Raw genomic sequence first — 17,568 nt, forward strand, 5'->3', positions numbered from 1 at the left:
TCACATGATGCGCTGCACGATGATCCAGGCAGGAAAAGCTGCCAGCGCCAGGAACGTCCCCAGCGGCACGCGCGCACCGGCCGCCTTGGCCCGGCCCGTGACCAGCATCACCATTAGACCCGTCACCGACGCGATGAGCAGGATGAACGGCAAAGCCTGCCAGCCCATCCATGCGCCGAGCGCGCCCAGCAGCTTGGCATCGCCCAGGCCCAGCCCGTCCCGCCCCCGCACCGCCCGATAGCCCAGCGCAATGGCCAATAGAGCGCCATAACCTGCCGCCGCACCAATGGCGCGATCGACCGGGGTGACGTCGGTCGCCCACAGGCCGATGGTAAAGCCCAGAAAGGCCAGCGGCAGCGTTAGCGCATCGGGGAGCCAGAAATGCCGCCAGTCCAGCACCGCGAGCGTGAGCAGCAACCATCCGAACACAGCCCAGCCGATGCCACCCAAATTGGGCATCACGCCCAGCGCCAGCGCGCCGATCACCGCGCACCCCGCTTCGACCCGCCCATGCAACGGGTCGATCGCTGCACCACAGCTGCGGCATCGCCCGCGTTGGATCATCGCGCTGAACAACGGTATCAAATCCTGCGCGCCAAGCGTCCGCCCGCAGCCGTCGCAGGCCGACCGCCCGCGCATCACGCTGCGCCCCTGCGGCCAGCGCAGGATCAGCGTGGCGAGGAAACTGCCGAGAATGGCACCCACAAGGCCGCCGATCAGCGCCGCAACCGGCTCGATCACAGCGTGCCGTCGACCTTGAGCAACTGCCCGTTGCCAACGGCCGCAAAGCCCGCAAGCCCCAGCGCCCCGGCCAGCGTCGGATCCGCCGTCTCCACCCGCATTTCAGCGGTATAGCGGCCCGACCGCCAAATGCGCAGGGTCAGCTTTTCCATGCCCGACTGGCTGATCAACGGCAGCAGCAACGCATCGCCATCGCAACTCACGACGCCCGAAAGCCCCTGCGTCAGGTTGAGGCCGGGAAATTGCCCCGCCATCCGCGCCCGCACACGCCCCTCGGCATGGCCGCAGCGATCGCCAGCGAAATAGGCAGTGACGTCCTCCAGCATCAGGCTCCCCACCGGCAGCGGCGCGAAGGTGCGGCCCAGCGGCACAGCGCCCGTCACATCGTCGATGCCGATCCGGCCAAAGCGACCGTCAAAGCACCGCCAATGTCGTCGGCCAACCCGTTACGCCGTTCTATGTCGAATCGCGCTCGGCCCGTCAGCAGGCCAATCGGTGACAGGCCCGCGCGCACGCTGCCCATCGGCATCTCGCCCAGCATCAGCTGGTCGATCCGCCCGCTCCACACCGTCCCCCGCACTTCCCGCGCGGCAACGCCCAGCCGCTCCAGCCCGGCAAGGCCAAGCGCCACGCGCATGGGCAGGAAGATCAGCAGGCCAAGCGCCAACGTGACCAGCAGGATGATCCGCATCCGGCGCGACAGGGTTAGCCCCATCATTGCCCATTTCCCCGCGCAAGAACGGCCTGCACCGCCACGCTGCCCGCCGTGGGGGCGGGCCGCGCGCTCATCGTGTCGACGCGCACACCCTGCGCTTCCAGCGTGGCAAGCCAGCTGAACAGCGCCACCGGGCGAACCGAGGCGATCGCGATGTCCATCCGGTCGGCCCCTTGCGCCTGCGCCCGTTCCAGCGTCAGTCCCGCCTCACCCGCGCTCTGGCCGACCAACTGATCGATCGGCGCGATTGGTCCTGCCGCCTGCGCGGTGCGGGGCAGCGCCTTCAATTGCTTGACGGCGGCGCGCACGGCCGAATTGCGATCGGTCGCCACGCGAAGGTCATCGCGCGCGGCGATCTGCGCCCGGTCGAGCGGCATCGCGACCCCGAACCAGAGGATCACGCCCGCCAGCAGCGCGATCATCACGCCCAGCATCACCTGTTCGCGCGCCGAGCGTTCGGCCCAGAGGCTCTTCATCCGTTCCATCATGACCGCACCGTAATATCTGCCAGCGTTCGCCCGCCCGGATCCTGCGACGGGGTGGCCGTGATGGTGAAGCCCGCCGCCTGCAGCGCGAGCAACACGATGTTGATGTCATCGGCCTTTGCCGAGGCTAGCGTCGCGCGGACCATCCCGTCCGGGTCGCGCGACAGGCTGGTCAGCGCCACGCCCGGCGCGTCCTGCATCGCGCTCAGCAGTCCGGCGACCGGTGCGGTAAAGGCGCGTCCGCCCGCACCGCGCGCGGCAAGCTGCCCCTCCATTTCGGCCAGCGCCTGCGCCGGATCGCTAGCGCCCGGCAGCACTTGCTGCGCCTGCGCCAGACTATCCGCGTCGAGGCGGCTGGCCTCGCCATAATTTTTCGCAATGCCGATGAGCGCAATCAACAGGCTGGCGAGCAGGATCAGGCCACTCCAGAGGGCAATTCGCCCGATCACCCGCTGGTCGATCGACCGCCGCACCCGCTTGGCGAAATCGCCCTGGCGCAGGTCGAGCGGCGGATTGTCGAGCGCGGCAATGGCGCGCCCCTCGATCAAACCAGGCGACACATCGGCAATCGGTGCATCACCGACCAGTGCCCCCGACGCCATGTCGCTCGTCAGCGCCATGTCGACGCCACGCAGCACGGTTGCGCCGCCAATCTCCCCGCGCGCAAAGCCACTCTCCGGCTCAGGCAGCAACAAAGCGGCGGGGACGATCAGATCGGGGTCCAACCCATGATGCTGCGCCCACAGCAACCAATGTTGCATGTCAGCCCGACTGGCGAGCGCAATGATATGCGGCCTGGCGGGGTCTTCATTGGCGCATGGGGCGGCGAACAACTGATCCGATGGTGCGATGCCGCCCGCCAGCGCCGCCAGCCGCGCCGCCGCCCTGCCCTGCCGCACCGGCAGGTCGGGATGAACGACCCAATGCAAAGCGACTAAAGCGGCGGGCGGCACCAACATGACCCGCGCCTGATCGGGCAAGGCCGCAATGCCACAGGCGGCGAGCCAATTGGCGCCCACCCCCGACTGCGCCAACGCGCCGTCGATCACCCGCATCCACTGCGGCTCCGCCTCTTCCGCTTCGGGCAGGAAGACGATCAGGGCGTCGCGTGCGCTCATGCGCCCGCGCCCCAGCTGCGTCGCACGATCGTCGCCGGGTTCTCCCGCGCGTCGATCAGCGCGCGCTCCACCAATTGTGTTCCCCCGACATTCACCGCCACGTCCACTTCGAAAAACCCCGTCGTCAATTTGACTTGTTCGCCCACTTCCTGTCCCGGTGGCGAGCCAGCAAGAGAAGGCAATTGCCAGAATTGCCGCACGCTGCCGTAGCCGTCCGGTGGCCGCTGCGCCAGCAATTGCCGCGCCTGTGCCACCGACAATTCCCCCGGTAACAGCATCGCGAACAACGGTGCCTGCGTCGGCAGCAGCGTATTGATGTTGATCGGCGACAAATCCGTGACGGGCAGCGCGCAAACCCATGGCCGCGCCAGATCATAGATAGCGGGCGTGATGCCGTTGACCGCGCGCAACTCGCTGGCATCGACCATCATGCGGTTCGCCGCGCGATAGGGGCGCGGGGCTTGCGCGTAGGTCTCATCCTCCGCGCCGCCGGGCTGGGCGACGCTGTCGCTGTCGATCCAGTCGGCCAGCGCAGCCGCGGCACCCTGCGCCTGGCGCGCATCGACACCCAGCGCCTGAAGCAAAGCCTGGAATTGCGATACGCCGATCGGGCGAACCTTCAGACTGGCCTCGCTCTCCCCCGTCACCACGCTGTTCAGATTGAAACAATTGCCGCCGTCAGTCACTCGCGCGGTCGCGATGCCGCCGGGAACGGGAATGCTCTGGGGCGTGCCCATCCATCCGCCCGCCAGCGTGATCTTGGCCGGATTGGCCGCGACCAGATCGCCAATCCGCATTCGGGCAATGGCGGTCCCCGCGTCGGCATAGGCCCGCGCCTGGTCGATCGCGCCGCCATTGCCGGTCATGCGCGTGGCCAGCGCCACCCGTTCAAGCGCGGTCGCGGCGACGACGGACATGACCGCCACCAGCAGCAATACCGTCAGCAGCGCCGCGCCGCGTTCATTGGGTTTGCGCGGATCAGGCACCGGTCGCCCCTTCGATAATCGGCTTCTCGATCGGGCCAGGCGCGACCAGGAAGCGCAACGTGACCGGCGGTTCGCCGGCCCGCGTCAACACCATCTCCACCGCGCGAGGGAGCAGGTCAGGCTGGGTCGGGGTCCAATCGTCCCGCCATTTGCCCTGCGCATCCCGAAATTTCAGGACGACCGCCTCGACATTGTCCAGCAGCGCCGCCGGTTCATCGCCCGCCGCGCCGTCCAACTGCGCATAGCTGCGCCGCTCCAGCCGCCCCTGCCGCACCCAATATTCGATCTTTTGCAGCGAAGGCCGCGGCAAATCGCCCAGATTGTCCCATCCGCCGCGCACGAACTGCATCACCGGCTGACTTTCCCCCTCGCCGTTCGCCCAGAAGGCCGGCGCGAGCGTGCCGCTCTCGGTACGCGTGATGCGCGGCACCGCCTGCCCCAGATCGCCCGCCAGCGCGCCGCCTGCCCGCTGGACCGCCGCCATATCATCCAGCCGCGCCTTGATCTGCGCCTGCGCCGACACGCTATTGCCGAGCAGCAGAACGCCCGCACTGGCCAACATCGCAAAGATCATCAACGCGACGAGCAGTTCGATCAGCGTGAAGCCAGCGTCCGGACCATTCTCGCCGTTCGCTTCGAGCGACGTCGAGAAGCCGTCGCTCGACCCGAACGGATGGAGGCGCGAGGCACGCATCACTCCACCACCCGCACAAAGCTCAGCACCACCGGCGATGCGCCGGGCTGTCCATCGACCGTCAAGTCCACCTGCAGCAGCCGCTGATCGTCGGTCGGCTTGACGATCCGGTGCCAACGCCAATTCCGCCCGCCATTGGCGACCGCGCCATCGTCTTCCCCCACGGAGGGCGGCAAGGGATCACTCTGCACCTCCACCATAAGGTTGCGCGCGACGATCTGGCCCAGCGCCTTGCTGTCGAGATCCGCGGCGGTGCGCAGGGTCACTCCCTGCAAACGCACCAAAGCCAGCGCCGCCAGACTGAACACAGCCAGCGCGACGAGCATCTCTAAAAGCGTGAAGCCCTGTTGGGCGGGGGCAAGGCGTTCCGGCTTACCCACCGACCATGACCTTCCCGGCCATATCGACCGTCACGGACACCCGCTCGCCTTCGCGCGCGAGGGTGACCTTCAGCGGATCGGTCGGCAGCCCTGTGCCATCAAAGCCGATCTGTTGCCGCCCGTCCCTGCCCACAAGCGCGCGGGTGCCACTTTTCCAGTTGGCGGTGACGAACGGCTTGTCCTCCAACGGCACCCATCGCCCCTGCTCGCGGCGCTGGAAGCCATAGCCCGACGCCGACACCCATAATCCCATCGGCGCGGCCGTGACGACCGCTTCGTCGCGCGCGGCGGCAACGCGCGCGGCAAAGCGGTCGGCATCCTCGATCACGCGCCCGCGCGGATCGGGGATGGCCATGACGACGGCAGCCGAAATGAAACCGATGATCGTCAGCACGACCATCAGTTCGACAAGCGTGAAGCCGCGTTGGGCGGAACGCATCAAAGGCGTGAAGCCGCGCTCATTCCATCCGTTCGTTTCGAGCGCAGTCGAGAAACGAGGCATAGCCGAGTTCAGCGAAGCTAAACGCTTCTCGACACGCTCGAAGCGAACGGCGGATATGTTACATCTCGCTGGAATAAATATCCGCATTTTCACTCTCGCCGCCCGGCTGGCCGTCCGCACCCAGCGAACTGATGTCGAACGCGCCCTTGCGCCCTGGCACGGTGTAGAGATAGGCGCGGCCCCACGGATCATCGGGCAGCTTCTTGATATAGCCGCCGCGACGATAGCGCTGCGGCTGGGCCAGCGACGCAGGTGGATTGAGCAGCGCCTGCAACCCGTCGGACCCGGCCGGATAGGTCAGATTGTCGAGCCGATATTGTTCCAGCGCTTGTTCGATAGTGGAAATATCGGCCTTGGCCTTCTCGACCCGCGCGGTGTCGGTCGCTGGAATGACATTGATCGCCACGATCGTCGCCAGCAGGCCGATGATGACGATGACCACCATCAGTTCGACCAAGGTAAAGCCTTCCTCTCCCAGCCTATTATTTCCGTTCGCCCTGAGCCTGTCGAAGGGCACTCCTTTTGCTGAAAAGAAAGAAGGGGCTTCGACACGCTCAGCCCGAACGGATTTTAGCTTAAACATATTCAACTCCTAAGCCCCGGTCAGGCTTTGCAACTGCAAAATCGGCAGCAGGATGGACAGGATGATGACGGCGACGATGCCGCCCATCAAAATGATGATGATCGGCTCCAGCATGGCGAGCGCAGTCGAGGTGAACGAATCGAACTCGCGCTCCAGATAATCCGCCGCGCGCTCCAACATGGTGTCGAGCCGCCCGGCGCTTTCGCCGCTCGCCGCGAGATAGACCAGCAGCGGAGGGAACACCCCGGCGCGGCGCAGAGCGGCGGACAGGCTGCCTCCGCCCCGGATCGCTTCGACGATCTCGTCCGACGCGCGACGCAGCACCCGATTATGCACCGTGTTGGCCGTCAGTGTCAGCCCCTCCATCAACGGCAGGCGGCTCGCCACCATGGTCGACAGCGTGCGCGCCATCCGCGCGGCGTGCAGATCGCGGATCAGCTTGCCCAGCACCGGCAGCCCCAGCAAGGTCGCGTCGAACCGATAGCGGAACCGCTCATTCTTGAGCGCCCGCCAAAAGGCGACGCCACCCAGGATCATCGCGATCAGCAGCAGCCACCAATAGGCCGCCAGAAAGGCCGACAAGCCCATCACCATCCGCGTCAGCAGCGGCAATTCCTGCCCCACCGTATCGAACTGCTCGACCACCTTGGGCACGACGAAGATCATCAGCGCCGCCACCACGAACACCGCAAAGGTCGCCAGCACCGACGGATAAGCGATCGCGGTCAGCACTTTCGACCGCATCAGCGCCTGTCGCTCCATCAGGTCGGACAATCGCTCCATGATCGTGGGCAGCTGCCGGAGCTTTCGCCTGCCGAGATCATCGCGCGATAGAGCGGGGGGAAGCTTTTCGGCTCTGCGCCCAGCGCATCGGCCAGCCGCCGCCCCTCCATCACGCCCGAATGGACCTTGCCTACGACGGCGCGGACATGGTCCTGCTCGCTCTGGCGCCCGATCGTGCGCAGCGATTCCTCCAACGGGCTGACCTGGGTCAGCGTCGCCAGTTGCCGCGTGAATAAAGTCAGTTCCTTGGCGCTCAGGCGCGGACTGCGCAGCGACAGGTTTGCGCGGCTGCGGGCGCTCTCGACAGCGCCCGGCTCCAGCGTGACGATGAACAGCTTGCGCGCATCCAGCTTGGCGCGCGCCTCCTCGATAGTATCGGCCTTGATCGATCCCTTGCGGTCCTTGCCCACAGGGTCGATCGCGACATAGTCGAACTCAGCCATCGACGATCGTTTCCGCCTCAACCGAATCGCGCCGCGACACGCGGATCGCTTCTTCCGCCGTGGTCTGCCCGTCGCGCACCAAAGCGCGCGCGGCCGATCCCAGATTGGGCGCATTGAGGAAGGCATGACGCGCAATCAGCGATTCGTCACCGCCATCGTTGATCAGGCGGCGGATCGTGTCATCGACCCGGATCGCCTCGAACACGCCGATCCGGCCCTTATAGCCCGTGCCGCTACACTCGTCGCAGCCCCGCGCGCGATAGATGATCGTGCCGGGATCGAAACCCAGCAGCGCACTGGCCGACTTGTCCGCCTGCACCGGCTCGCGGCAGCTCTGGCACAAGCGCCGCACCAGCCGCTGCGCGATCACCGCGCGCAGCGTGGATGCCAGCAGAAACGGTTCGACCCGCATGTCGCGCATCCGCGTGATCGCGCCGACCGCGTCATTGGTATGGACGGTGGACAGCACCAGATGCCCGGTCAGCGACGCTTGCACCGCAATCTCCGCCGTCTCGCGATCGCGGATTTCGCCGACCATCACCACATCGGGATCCTGCCGCAAAATCGCGCGCAACCCGGCGGCAAAGGTCAGCCCGACCTTGGCATTCACCTGGGTCTGGCCAACGCCCTCCATCGCATATTCGACCGGATCTTCGACGGTCAGGATGTTGCGCGATCCGTCGTTCAATTGCCGCAAACCGGCATAGAGCGTCGTCGTCTTGCCCGACCCGGTCGGCCCGGTCACTAGGATGATGCCGTTGGGCTCGCTCAGCCCCTCGCGGAAAATCCGGTCCGGTGTGCCGTTCATGCCCAGCAAGTCGAGCGTGATCCCGGCATTCTCCTTGTCGAGGATACGCAGCACCACTCGCTCGCCCGCTCGGCTCGGCAGGGTCGACACACGCACGTCGAGCAGCTTGCCGCCCAGCGTCAGGCCGATACGCCCATCCTGCGGCACCCGCCGTTCGGCAATGTCGAGCCGCGCCATCACCTTGATACGGCTGACCACCACCGGCGCGACATGCGGCGGCATGCGCAGCGTTTCGCGCAACACGCCGTCGACCCGCATGCGGACGATCAACCCCGTTTCGTAGGGTTCGATATGAATGTCCGACACACCCTGTCGCGCGGCTTCGGCGATGATGCCGTTGATCAGGCGGATCGCCGGCGCATCATCGGCGCTGTCCAGCAGATCATCGGCTGTCGGAATATCGGCGGCAAGAATATCCAGTTCATCGGCGCCGACATCCAGCGACCCCGCCATGGCGGCTGCGCTGCCCTCCATCGCATAATGATTGGACAGATGCCGGTCGAACTCGGCGGGCGATGTAAACACGACATCGAAGCTGCGCGCCAAATGGCGGCGCACTTCCAGCAGCACGCGCGGATCGCTCCCTTCGCGCACGCCGATGGTTAACCGCTCGCCTTCGATCGGCAGCATGACGACGCCATTCTTGCGCGCGAAGGTGTAAGGAATGTCGATGGGCCGCGGCGGCGCGGGAGGGAACGCGTCCCCGATCTGCGAAAGCGACATTTCAGGAGCCAGAGCATGGGCTTCGCCCCCCTGAACGCCTGCTTCGGCCGTCATGCCTCGCTGTGTGTCGCTCACTGCTGACCTCCACTCGGCGGTAGATCCACCGGCCGCACTACGCCGCTCGATTGCCGTACAATCGGCTCGATCACTTGCGGTTGCGCAGGCGCTACCACCGCGTCGGTCGGCTGGGGCGGCAACGGTGGTGTCGCGCCCATATAGTCGCGGACTAACTCGTCAATGGTTGGCTCCATGTCGGGATTACGCTGCAACTGCATCCCCCGGACATAACCATAGCGCTGCTGCGTCAACTTCTGCGCATCCTCCTTCGACCGCAATATGGTCGGGCGAATGAACACCATCAGGTTCGTCTTCGTGCGGCTGCGGCTGCGCGACTTGAACAATTCGCCCAGCCCCGGAATGTCCGACAGCAGCGGAATGCGCTCGATCGTCTTGCGTTCATTGTCGTCGAGCAAGCCGCCCAGCGCCAATATCTCGCCATCATCGACCGTGACCGTGGTCTCGATCTCGCGCTTGTTGATGATGAGGTCACTGCTCGAATTGCTCACCGGCCCGGCCACACTCGACACTTCCTGCCGCAGGAACAGCTTGATCGCACCGCCCGTATTGATCTGCGGCTTCACTTCCAGCTTGATGCCGACATCCTGCCGCTGGACGGTGCGGAACTGATTGTCGAAATTCTGGCTCAGCGCCTCGCCGGTCGTCACCGGCACCTGCTGCCCGACCAAAATCGACGCCTTCTGATTGTCCAGCGTCATCACCGATGGCGTGGAAAGCAGGTTGCTCTCCGTATCGGACTTCACCGCATTGATGATCGCGCCGAAAATGCCATTCTTGCCGATGCTCCCACCAAGGCCAGCGATCGCGCCAGTCGCGCTGGTCAAGCTGTTGATCGCCGCCTGCTGCAAGGTGCTGGCAAGATCGCCACTATTTTGCACCTCGGTCGTGGTGCGCGTGCCATCTGGCGCGACCACGGTTGTTGTCGTCGTCCCCAATTGCGTCGCGCCATAGGCACCGGCCAGCGTCAGCAAATTGGGCGAGGCGTTGGAATAGTTGGACGCTGCAAAGCCGGTCGAGGTACTGCCGAGCAGGAATTGCACGCCCAACTTCTTGGCGGCCGCATCGCTGATCTCGACGATGATGGCTTCCACCAGCACCTGTTCGCGGCGCGTGTCGATCTGGCGGATCGTCTCGCCCAACATCCGCTGCACATCGCTATTGGCCGCAACGATAATCGCGTTCGCGCCTTCATAGCGGGTGACGATGGCCGGACCACGAGTCGAAATCCCGCTGCCACTGGAGGAACCCGACGAAGCGGCCGCAACCGGCGCGGCAGCCTGCGAAGCGGGCGCGGCACTGCCACCGGCCGCTGGCGTCGACGCCGTTACTGGAAGATTGGTCGATTGCCCCACCAACTGTTGCAACACCGGCAACAGCTTTTCGGCATCGGCATGTTCCAGCCAATAGACGCGGATTTCGGTGCCGCTCGCGGCCTGCTGGTCGAGCTGGCGCGCCATGGCAGAGAGGCGGGCGACGGTATTGGCATCGCCCCGGATGGCAATCGCGTTGCTGCTGTCGATCGGCACCACGGTCGCGGCCGATGCGACCGCATTCTCGCCGCCGCCGCTGCTCGCCACCAACGCCTGCAGCGACGTCGCAATTTCGCGCGCGCCGGCGTTCTTGAGCATCACCATCTGCGTCGCCGACGTGTCGCGATCGACTCGTGCGATCACCTGGCGGATGCGCGCGATATTATCGGCATAGTCCGCCACCACCACGCTGTTACCCGCGCGGTTGGCGGTCACTGACCCTTCCTTGCTGACCAGTGGGCGCAGCGTTTCCAGCGCGCTCGCGGCGTCGATCGAACGCAGGCGGAACACTTCGGTCACGAAGCTGTTGCGGCTGGCACCACGGCCGACGCTGCTCGGCTGGCCCGACGCGCCATCGGCGGGCTGAATGCGATAGGCGCCGCCCGGTGCAGGCACCGCAACCAGGCCATTGGCGCGTAGCGTGGACAGCACGATCTCGAAATATTCCGATCGCGACAGCGGCCGGTCGGTCACGACCGACACTTTCCCCTGCACCCGATTGTCGATGATGAAGGTGCGCCCCGTCACCCGCGCCGCGTCCTGGATGAAAGCGCGAATATCGGCATCACGAACATTGAGCGTCTGCTGCGCCATCAACGGCGCGGCGATCGGCGTCGCCAGCGCGAGGGCAAGGGCGGCGGTGTGTAGGAGTTTGCGGGTCATTGGCCTTGCACGATCAAGTTGACGGAGGCGACGTCAGCGCCACGCTCCACGGTCAGGGACAGGCGCGCACCGGGCGCGATCTGGTTCTGGATGGATTGCAGGTCGCCGATCGGCTGACCGTTGATCTGGGTGACGATGTCGCCGGGGCGGAAACCGGCGCTGGCAAAGCCTGGCCCTTTGGCACTAACCGCCAGCCCGGTGACCCGACCATTTTGCATGCGAGGGGCAAAACCGATGTCACGCTTCAGGCTGTCGGCCGTTGGCCCAGCGCCGGGAGGCGGCGCGGACGCCTCGCCCGATGGTGTCGCAACCGAAGGCGCGCCGCCTTCGGGCGCAGCGGCGGGTGCCGAGGTCGATTGATCGATGAAAATCTGCTCTTCCGCTCCGCCCCGGTCGATGGTGACATGGTCGAACGCCACGGCTTTAAGCACCACGCCAGGCATGATCTCATCCCCTACGGCGAAGCTGTTCTGCACGCCATCCGGCGACGCGATGATCGCCGAACCAAGCCCCGACCCCTCATTGACGCGTACGCCATAAAGCGTGAGCGCCAGCGACGTGACGACGCCATTGCCCGCGGGCGTGGGTGCATCGCTGCGGAAGAAGGGATCGAAGGTCGCGAACAGCGCCTGCTGCGCACTCGGCGACAGGATTTGCGCTTGCCGGCCCTCCCACGGGCCAAAGCTGCCGACCGGCACCACTACGGCCCAGACGAGCCGCACCAATTGCAACGCAAGCAGCATCAAAAGTCCGCGTTCCAGCAGACGCCACAGGTCGAAGGGCGGCAAACCACGCGGCCTGCGCTCGCTCCACCCGCGCACTGTCTGGCCAAACGGCACTCGCATGATCTGATGAAGCCCCCGTTGATGTGGGAGCCTGCTAGGCATTTCTCCTTACGGCACGATGACATTTATATGACTTAAATATGACAATCGACGGCGTACCTGCCCGGCTTGCATTTTGGCGGTTGAACGATAGCAACGGCGGCGTCTTTACCGCATCCGATAGCTATTGCAGGACCGATCATGACGGACCAGACCCTAACCGCCGCTGCCGATGGTGACCTCGCCTGGATTGGCGCCCATCCCCGCGTGCAGCGCGTCCCGAACAAGGAACTGACGCTGTTCATTTTGCGGGACTTCCTCTCGCCAGCCGACTGCACCGCTCTAATCGAACGGATCGACGCCCAGCGCCGCCCCTCGACCATCGCGGACGCCAATGGCGATGGCTATTTCCGCACCAGTGAAACCTGCGACCTTGATCATGGCGACCCGTTCGTCGCCGCCATCAACGCGCGCCTCGATGCCTTCGCGGGGATCGCCACGCCTTATGGCGAACCCATCCAGGGCCAACGCTATGATGTGGGGCAGGAGTTCAAGGCCCATACCGATTATTTCGACCCAAAGGGCGCGGACTATGCGACCTATTGTTCGGTCGCGGGCAACCGCACCTGGACGTTGATGGTCTATCTGAACGAACCGACCGCCGGCGGCGCGACTCGCTTCACCAAGATCGGCAAGACGGTCCAGCCTCAGACGGGCAAGCTGCTCGCATGGAACAACCGCCTGGCACCCGGCCAACCCAACCCCGCCAGCATCCACCACGGCATGAAGGTGCGCAGCGGCGTGAAGCATGTCATCACCAAATGGTATCGCGAAAAGCCGTGGGGGTGATCGCGTCATACGCCCCTTTATCGCGGCGATTGCGCAACGGGCGCTGCCCAAAAACAAAGCGACCGGCCCGCAAGGAACGAGCCGGTCACCTGTAGAGCCATTGGGCCGCGTGCAGGCGGCCCTTAGGTTTTTTTAGAAGGCTACGCTCATCGACGCCGCGATGGTGGTGCCGATCTTGTAGCGGTTATAGAAGACGCGGTTGCCGTCCTGCTCCTGGAACTCCTGGAACTTGCGGCCCAGGATGTTACGGGCTTCGAACTTGAACTCGCTATTGATACCGCCAGGCAGCAGGACGCCTTGACGCGCGACGAAGTCGAGTTGGACACCCGGCCGTTCCTTGATGTCCGGCTGCAGGCTCGGACCACGGCTGGTGACGCGGTCGCTGGCATAGGTCAGCAACAAGGTCTGCTGCGACAGCTTGTCCGTGTCTTCCAGGCCGATCTGCAGGTTGACAAGATGGTCCGACTGGCCCGTCAACGGCACGCCGTCGAGGAAGAAGTCGGAAGCGGCTGGTGGATCACCGATCGTGTAGGTGTACGGAATGGTCGTATCACCCTCCCCAACCTTCAATTCCGATTGGGTATAGGTATAGTTACCAATCAGAACGATCCGGCGCGCGGCAAAGAAATCGGAATTCGAAAAACCGTCGAGCGGGATATATTTCTGCACTTCCAGTTCAGCACCATAAAGCGTCGCCTCTGGCGCATTGGCGAAGCTGGTAGTGACGATATAGGTGTCCGTGATCGTCGTGTAGGTCTCGATCGGATTGTCGATCTTCTTGTAGAAGGCCGCTGCCGTGATCCGTTCGTCACGTCCCATATACCATTCCGCCCGAATGTCCGCATTCCACAGCTGGCTGTCCTTGAGGAAAGGATTGCCGCGGAAGAAACGGTTGGATTCGACGTCCAGATAGGGCTGGGCGATCAGTTCGCGGAACTGCGGGCGCGCAATTGTCTTGGACGCACTGGCCCGCAATTGGAGACCTCTGGCCGCCTCAAGCGTGACCGTCACCGCAGGCAACCAATAATCCTTGCGGATTTCATTAAACGGGGTTGTGCCTGTATTATAGACGTCCAGGCCGGTCACCGACATGTCGCCCTTTTCATAACGGACACCGGCATTGACCGAGAAGCCTGGAAGCAATTCTGCCTGAACTTGCCCATAGCCTGCATGAGTACGCAGCGCCGCGTCATACACCGGATATTCGCCCGAAAAATCGATCAGGCCGATGTTATAAAGCTGGATCGAGGCATCCGAAAGCAGGAAGTCAGGGCGCAGTTGCTGCACGGGAACAGGCAGGTTGACCGCATCGAAATGCAGCTCATAGCGCGAAGACCGGCGCTTGGTGTCGTTGAAGGCATAGCCTGCCGTCAGCGAGAAGCCCGGTGCGATCTTGTAGCTCAGATCGACGCCGGCGAACCACAGATCTTCGTTCAGGTCGCTGAAGGTTACCGACGCGTCGCCGCGCTGGCGGTTGAGAGCGTTGACGAACCGGTCACCGACCGGATCGATCGCCAGGTCGCGATTGGTGCGAACATAGACGAATTCGCGCTCATAGGGCGCCTCACGCTGCGAATTGGCAAAGCCGCCGCGCATGTCGAGGCTAAGCGCGTCGGACAATTTGAATTCACCAACCAGCTGGGTGTCGATCAGTTGACGCTCATACCAGGCGGTATTCTGTTGCAGGAAGTCGGCTTCCTGGATGGTGCCGTCATTCTGGCCGATCGCCAGCGCGCTCCGCTTCAACGTGTCGCGAATATAGAGGTTGGTCCAGCGCAGTTTCTGGTCACCCAGTTCGAGCCCGAAGCCAACCAGGCCGTTGACCGTCACTTCATTGTCGGTGCTGACCTGATTATAGCTTCGGCCTGCACCCGCCGCGACGTCGAGCGACGCCTGTTGCAGATTTTCGCGCGTGCGCCATTTGTTGGCATAGGATGCCGTCGCGATCACGCCCAAACGACCGTCGCTGCCGACATCAACGGCGGTGCCGCCGTTGATCGAACCAGAGAAGTTGAACGGCAGGCTGTTGGTCCGCTGAACGACCGAGGTATCGGAGTTCAGGAACTGCATCGAAATGGCCTGCTGCTCGGCACTGGTCAAATTGGCAAAGGGAACGCCGCTACCAAAGGCCTGCGCCAGCAATGGCGGCACATCGCGCGAACTATCGTCAAAGCCGGTCCAGTCGGACTTGGCACCATAATGGGTATAGCCCATCTGCCCCGACGTTTCGGTGTTGGCCGAGCTGCCAACGCCAATTTCCAGATAGCTTTCGCTCGGGATGGCCTTGGTGGTCAGGTTGATGACGCCGCCGCCGAATTCACCGGGGAAGTTGACCGAATAGGTCTTCTGCACCAGCGTCGATGCGATCACGCTGGTCGGAAAGATGTCGAGCGGAACGACGCGCTTCAAAGGCTCGGGGCTGGGCAACGGCGAACCGTTGAGCAAGGCGAGCGAATAACGATCGCCAAGGCCGCGGACATAGACATAACCGCCCGACACGACCGACAGACCGGTCACGCGCTGGAGCGAACCGGCGATATCGCCTTCGCCCGTCCGCTTGATGTCGGCCGCGGACAGGACGTTGACCACCTGAGGCGCGGATTGCGAGATGTTGGACGTGCGGCGACCGGTAACGACAATGTCCGCGCCGGGGATCGACACATCGACATTACCGGCATCGGCATCGGCTTCTTCGGCGGTGGGCGGCGACACCGCGCCGCCGGCATCGGCACCGGTTTGCGCCATAGCCGCAGGTGCGACCAGAGCGGATGAAATCAGGAGCAGGCGCGCCAGGCTGAGCGGCTTCGACATGCTAAATGTCCCCCTTTGGGATATGCAGTGCAAAAGAAGGCGGGGAAGCGCAAATGCACGCTCCCCCGCCCCTGTTGAGGTCGTGGGTCCGATCAGGTCGTCGGAATGGCGGTGCAGTTACCGCTGGCGCTGCCGAAGCTGGCGGTCACCGAGTTGCAGGTCCAGCCGGCATACCAGGTGTCGCTGCTGTCCTTGACCGCACCGATATAGTTGGTCGTGTCGAACGCGGCGTCGAGCGTCTTGGGATCGACCGCAGCGCGCGCCGTCTCGGTCGGACCGTTGATGAACAGGCTGGTCAGCGAGGGGGTGTAGCTGATCGTGCTGTTGGCACCGGCTTCGAAGATCGACTGGACGGCGGCGGCATCGACGCCACGGCTGCCCCTATACGGCGTGCTGTTGCACTGCATCACCACCGAGATGTAGCGCGGTTTGCCGGCATCCTGCAGCGCCGTATCGGCGTCACGGGTTGTGGTCGTGCTATCGATACGCAGGCAAGTATTCATCGGCGAAACAATGATACCGTTGGCCAGCGTCAAATCCGCACCGCCGCGCAGCAGCATGCTGCGCCATTGCTGCCCGTCGTCGAACGATGAATGTAGGTGAAGTTTGCGATCTTCACATACTGACGCGGCAACGCATCTTCGCCATTGTTGGCAGCCGTACCACCGTTGGAGTCGGTTTCAAGGAAACCGTCGCCAATGTCGTTGCCAGCGCGCTGGGCACTGATGACATATTGTACGGTGCCGCGATAACCGACGTCGGAGTCGAAGTTGTCGTCTTCGTTGCCGGTCAGCACCAGATGCTTGAAGTGGACGTTGCCACCGAAAGCTTCGATACCATCGTCCGAGCTGTTGTGGACCTGGATGTGGTCAAGCTGCGTGCCGGTGCCGACACCCGATGGGGTCAGACCCTGCAACTCGCTACCGCCGGTAAGGGCGAAGCCCGAATAACGGATCTGGACGTAGGACATGCGGCCCGAATTGTCGGCGTCATTGGCACCGCCATAGAGCGCGCCGCTGCTGCCTTCGGTATCGCGCTCGCAGGCCACCGTACCAGCGGCTGCGGCAGGCGCGATGCAATCGGTGATGCGCGCACGGCCAAGCAGAACGACGCCGCCCCACTGTTGCGACGTCTGATCGTCGGCGTTGCCCAGGACATTCGATTCGCTGGTGAAGATGATCGGCTGCGACGCAGTGCCGACAGCATTGATCCTGTTGCCGCGGTTCACCGCCAAATAGGACGCACCGGTCGTGGCGAACACGACAACGCCGGGCTCGATGTTCAACGTGACTTCATTGTTGGTGCTGGCAGCGCCCTGGTCAGTGCCGACATCGACACGGCCGGGCAGCGAGTAAAGAACGCCGGCAACCTTGGGCAGGGTGGTGCTTTCCGTGAAGCGCGCGGGGAAACCGCAGTTCAGCCAGGTGTTGCCATTCTTGTCCGAAATGGTGCCGCGCGCGGTCAGGTCAGCCGAACCGGAAATGTTCGGGCATTCCGCAGCCGGCGTCACGCCGGTCGGCGTGGGGGTCGGGGTCGGCGTGGGGGTCGGCGTCGGCGTTGGCGTCGGCGCGGGGATGACAATGGTGCCTTCGCCCGGCGAAGAAATGTCGTCGGCGCCGCAAGCGCTCAGACTACGCAGGCGCAGCTCGCCATCAGGATCGTTTGGATACGGTTAATCTTGGCCATGTCGTCTCCGCTCCGGCGTATCGCCGGGATATGTTCAGGATGCGGAGCGCAGGGGAAAATCGAATCGGATAACGCCCCCTGTCACCCTCGAAGACGGCAGGTAGGCGCAGCACGTGACAGGCTTGTTGGCGTTTCGTGACGATGGCACGTCATTTAAATGACGGTTT

At 64.2% G+C, this 17,568-nt stretch carries 13 protein-coding genes and 3 pseudogenes; 1 reads left to right on the forward strand and 15 read right to left on the reverse strand.

Annotation, left to right across the window (positions count from 1 at the left end):
• The 13 genes and pseudogenes from BF95_RS10035 to BF95_RS10095 all read right to left on the reverse strand — a co-directional run bounded on the left by BF95_RS10035 (position 1) and on the right by BF95_RS10095 (position 12,076).
• Positions 1-741 (reverse strand): prepilin peptidase, encoded by a 741-nt coding sequence (locus tag BF95_RS10035; RefSeq protein WP_043151256.1) that lies wholly within the window; start codon positions 739-741, stop codon positions 1-3.
• Positions 738-1,459: pseudogene (locus BF95_RS10040) on the reverse strand (type II secretion system protein N). Before BF95_RS10040 ends, BF95_RS10035 begins: the two are co-directional and overlap by 4 nt.
• Positions 1,456-1,944 carry a type II secretion system protein GspM gene (gene gspM, locus BF95_RS10045; protein WP_043151257.1) on the reverse strand — a complete coding sequence of 163 codons (489 nt, stop codon included), beginning with the start codon at positions 1,942-1,944 and terminating at the stop codon, positions 1,456-1,458. Before gspM ends, BF95_RS10040 begins: the two are co-directional and overlap by 4 nt.
• Positions 1,941-3,059: a type II secretion system protein GspL gene (gene gspL, locus BF95_RS10050; protein WP_043151258.1), complete on the reverse strand. Its 1,119-nt coding sequence runs from the start codon at positions 3,057-3,059 to the stop codon at positions 1,941-1,943. The genes gspM and gspL overlap by 4 nt, the downstream gene beginning before the upstream one ends.
• On the reverse strand, positions 3,056-4,045 hold the full coding sequence (gspK, locus tag BF95_RS10055; protein WP_043151259.1) for a type II secretion system minor pseudopilin GspK: 990 nt from the start codon (positions 4,043-4,045) through the stop codon (positions 3,056-3,058). The genes gspL and gspK overlap by 4 nt, the downstream gene beginning before the upstream one ends.
• Positions 4,038-4,739 (reverse strand): type II secretion system minor pseudopilin GspJ, encoded by a 702-nt coding sequence (gspJ, locus tag BF95_RS10060; protein WP_043151261.1) that lies wholly within the window; start codon positions 4,737-4,739, stop codon positions 4,038-4,040. The genes gspK and gspJ overlap by 8 nt, the downstream gene beginning before the upstream one ends.
• Entirely contained in the window at positions 4,739-5,119 is a 381-nt protein-coding gene (gene gspI / locus BF95_RS10065; RefSeq protein WP_268747160.1) for a type II secretion system minor pseudopilin GspI, read from the reverse strand. Before gspI ends, gspJ begins: the two co-directional genes overlap by 1 nt.
• Positions 5,112-5,558: a GspH/FimT family pseudopilin gene (locus tag BF95_RS10070; protein WP_043151298.1), complete on the reverse strand. Its 447-nt coding sequence runs from the start codon at positions 5,556-5,558 to the stop codon at positions 5,112-5,114. Before BF95_RS10070 ends, gspI begins: the two co-directional genes overlap by 8 nt.
• 121 nt (positions 5,559-5,679) lie before the next feature.
• Entirely contained in the window at positions 5,680-6,204 is a 525-nt protein-coding gene (gspG, locus tag BF95_RS10075) for a type II secretion system major pseudopilin GspG (RefSeq protein ID WP_043151299.1), read from the reverse strand.
• Positions 6,205-6,213: 9 nt separating this feature from the next.
• Positions 6,214-7,430 (reverse strand): annotated as a pseudogene (gene gspF, locus BF95_RS10080) (type II secretion system inner membrane protein GspF).
• On the reverse strand, positions 7,423-8,961 hold the full coding sequence (gene gspE, locus BF95_RS10085) for a type II secretion system ATPase GspE (protein WP_043151265.1): 1,539 nt from the start codon (positions 8,959-8,961) through the stop codon (positions 7,423-7,425). The pseudogene gspF and the gene gspE overlap by 8 nt, the downstream one beginning before the upstream one ends.
• Before the next feature lie 71 nt (positions 8,962-9,032).
• Positions 9,033-11,231, reverse strand: a complete 2,199-nt coding sequence (gspD, locus tag BF95_RS10090; protein ID WP_043151266.1) for a type II secretion system secretin GspD — start codon at positions 11,229-11,231, stop codon at positions 9,033-9,035.
• Positions 11,228-12,076: a type II secretion system protein N gene (locus tag BF95_RS10095; protein ID WP_043151267.1), complete on the reverse strand. Its 849-nt coding sequence runs from the start codon at positions 12,074-12,076 to the stop codon at positions 11,228-11,230. The genes gspD and BF95_RS10095 overlap by 4 nt, the downstream gene beginning before the upstream one ends.
• A 180-nt stretch (positions 12,077-12,256) precedes the next feature.
• Between BF95_RS10095 and BF95_RS10100 the strand changes: the two genes are divergently transcribed.
• Positions 12,257-12,904 carry a prolyl hydroxylase family protein gene (locus tag BF95_RS10100; RefSeq protein ID WP_200866934.1) on the forward strand — a complete coding sequence of 216 codons (648 nt, stop codon included), beginning with the start codon at positions 12,257-12,259 and terminating at the stop codon, positions 12,902-12,904.
• Positions 12,905-13,036: 132 nt separating this feature from the next.
• Here the strand turns inward: BF95_RS10100 and BF95_RS10105 are convergent, their stop codons facing one another.
• Together BF95_RS10105 and BF95_RS10110 are read right to left on the reverse strand one after the other, a co-directional pair.
• Positions 13,037-15,715: a TonB-dependent receptor domain-containing protein gene (locus BF95_RS10105; RefSeq protein ID WP_043151269.1), complete on the reverse strand. Its 2,679-nt coding sequence runs from the start codon at positions 15,713-15,715 to the stop codon at positions 13,037-13,039.
• Positions 15,716-15,807: 92 nt separating this feature from the next.
• Positions 15,808-17,401 (reverse strand): annotated as a pseudogene (locus BF95_RS10110) (hypothetical protein).
• Positions 17,402-17,568: the final 167 nt, after the last annotated feature.

Source organism: Sphingobium sp. Ant17, assembly GCF_000588875.1.
In the GTDB taxonomy this organism is placed as follows: domain Bacteria; phylum Pseudomonadota; class Alphaproteobacteria; order Sphingomonadales; family Sphingomonadaceae; genus Sphingobium.

Excerpts from the sequence above, each read along its gene's own strand:
- gspE (WP_043151265.1), bottom strand. The coding sequence starts at position 8,961 with ATGTCGCTTTCGCAGATCGGGGACGCGTTCCCTCCCGCGCCGCCGCGG.
- gspJ (WP_043151261.1), bottom strand. The coding sequence starts at position 4,739 with ATGCGTGCCTCGCGCCTCCATCCGTTCGGGTCGAGCGACGGCTTCTCG.
- BF95_RS10100 (WP_200866934.1), top strand. The coding sequence starts at position 12,257 with ATGACGGACCAGACCCTAACCGCCGCTGCCGATGGTGACCTCGCCTGG.
- BF95_RS10095 (WP_043151267.1), bottom strand. The coding sequence starts at position 12,076 with ATGCGAGTGCCGTTTGGCCAGACAGTGCGCGGGTGGAGCGAGCGCAGG.
- gspM (WP_043151257.1), bottom strand. The coding sequence starts at position 1,944 with ATGATGGAACGGATGAAGAGCCTCTGGGCCGAACGCTCGGCGCGCGAA.
- gspD (WP_043151266.1), bottom strand. The coding sequence starts at position 11,231 with ATGACCCGCAAACTCCTACACACCGCCGCCCTTGCCCTCGCGCTGGCG.
- gspL (WP_043151258.1), bottom strand. The coding sequence starts at position 3,059 with ATGAGCGCACGCGACGCCCTGATCGTCTTCCTGCCCGAAGCGGAAGAG.
- BF95_RS10105 (WP_043151269.1), bottom strand. The coding sequence starts at position 15,715 with ATGTCGAAGCCGCTCAGCCTGGCGCGCCTGCTCCTGATTTCATCCGCT.
- gspG (WP_043151299.1), bottom strand. The coding sequence starts at position 6,204 with ATGTTTAAGCTAAAATCCGTTCGGGCTGAGCGTGTCGAAGCCCCTTCT.
- BF95_RS10070 (WP_043151298.1), bottom strand. The coding sequence starts at position 5,558 with ATGCGTTCCGCCCAACGCGGCTTCACGCTTGTCGAACTGATGGTCGTG.